The 1,693-nt window shown below is 49.9% G+C and carries 1 protein-coding gene and 1 pseudogene; both read right to left on the reverse strand.

The features are described 5' to 3' along the window. Positions 1-860, reverse strand: a pseudogene (locus NW857_RS12820) (glycosyl transferase family 1); the annotation flags it as partial. Then, on the reverse strand, positions 835-1,287 hold the full coding sequence (locus NW857_RS12825; RefSeq protein WP_414369182.1) for a hypothetical protein: 453 nt from the start codon (positions 1,285-1,287) through the stop codon (positions 835-837). The pseudogene NW857_RS12820 and the gene NW857_RS12825, both read right to left, overlap by 26 nt. Between the last annotated feature and the right edge of the window lie 406 nt (positions 1,288-1,693).

Below are 1,693 nucleotides of genomic sequence, written 5' to 3' on the forward strand. Positions count from 1 at the left end.
CAGTAGGTTCCCGGCACCAGCAGCTCGTCGAAGCCCGAGGCAAAAGAAAGACTGTCCGTCAACAAAAAGCCACCTGCTGAGATCACTTCCAGGTTGCGAAGATTGAGATCTGCGTTTGCACTGCAGTTGAAGGAAATCAAAGAAGTAGCAAACAGACGAGCTGCTTCCTCTCGATTAGCAGTTTGGGCAAGAAAGGGTAAATTCGCTTTTCTCAAAAGTTGAGCCAGTCGACAGCGTCTAGGATGAAGGGTAGTTTTGAAAAAAAGGGATCTCGATGGCATGCTAATGGAGTTCAACTGTCCTACGAACACAACTCTGCTTTCTCTCGTTGCCGACCAATCGTGAGTGACAGTGCGCATCGAGATCAAGGGCAGCCACGCTAAATCTCTGGCTCCCGCTGCAGAAAACCAGTGGAGGTGCTGGCGAGTGTAGGCAGTAGCTACATAATCAAAGCCTTCAGTAGCCCAGTAGGTCAAAAGGTAAGTGACAGGGAACTCATGATGATGGGTGTCTCCAGCCAGCAGGACAGTTGGGCAGCCGAACTTCTTGGTGTTGAAAGGGTTGCTATGCTCGATGCTAGCAGTCCAAACTATGACTAGATCAAACTCTTTATCTTCGATTTGATCTGTTCGCTGTACGAACTCGTAGAGGTCATAATCTCTCTGAGGGCACTCAATCAAGCCTTTAGGAATGCTACAAAAATTGAAGCCCCACCCTTTCGCTCTTCCTTCTGGACACAAGGTCACTTGTCGATTTGAGAAAACAGGAGGCGGAATGTAATCTGCCCCAGTTGGCCAGCTTAGGAGAATATAGGGCTCTAGGGATTCAGTCTTGCTATGCTCCATGGCTCGTTCTTCCACTTTGGTCAGCTCCTTTTCTGAGCGCAGCCCTACTCAGATAACAGAGACAGCCATAGCTGCCTTGAAAAATCTCCCCCTGCCAGATCATGTGAGACGGATCCAGCATCTGGTCAATCTGCTTGCGGTCTTGCTCCGAGCCAAACTCCACATAGATAACCTTGATGCCCTTGAGCCATGGCTCCAAACTGGTCAACACCTCTACCCCTTGTCCACCTATAGCCACCCTGAGCACATCGATGCGCTCCAGACCTAGCTCCTGCAAGGCTGTCCTAGCTTCTCGAAAAGCCAGCACCTGCTCCACTCCCCACTCTGTTTGAGAGTCTTCTGGCCAGAGACGACGAGTCCTGAGGCTATTCTGCCCTGCTAGGCCCACTGGATGCACATGGCAGTTGCCCAAAATAAGAGTATTCTGTTGCAGCAGTTGCAAGGCCAGGGGATCCGCCTCAAAGCAATGAATAACTGCATCCGGGCAAAATCCGCGAAAGCAGAGGCTAGCAAGCCCAACATCAGCTCCAATGTCAACAATAGTCTTTATGCCGGAAACAGATGAGGGGAAGTCAAAATAGGCCGCTCTATAAAAAACTGTATCTTCGTAGATCTTCGCGTAAAACTTAAGCCCGTTTACAGTCAAACTAGGCATTGGAGACGTCATCAATTTAGCTGCATTAGTTAAAGAGAAGTTGGCAGTCTTCTCCTAAGATAAAACCAAAGTTAGCTCTCAAGGGTTGCCCCAGCCTCTGTAAGTCCCTGACTGTACACACAGCCACATCAAACACTGGCCAGCTTGCTGGCTCTCCTGTTAGCTCATGCACCCGCTCAGCCACGCCCCTCTG

This window comes from Synechococcus sp. H55.9 (assembly GCF_047462355.1).
In the GTDB taxonomy this organism is placed as follows: domain Bacteria; phylum Cyanobacteriota; class Cyanobacteriia; order Thermostichales; family Thermostichaceae; genus Thermostichus.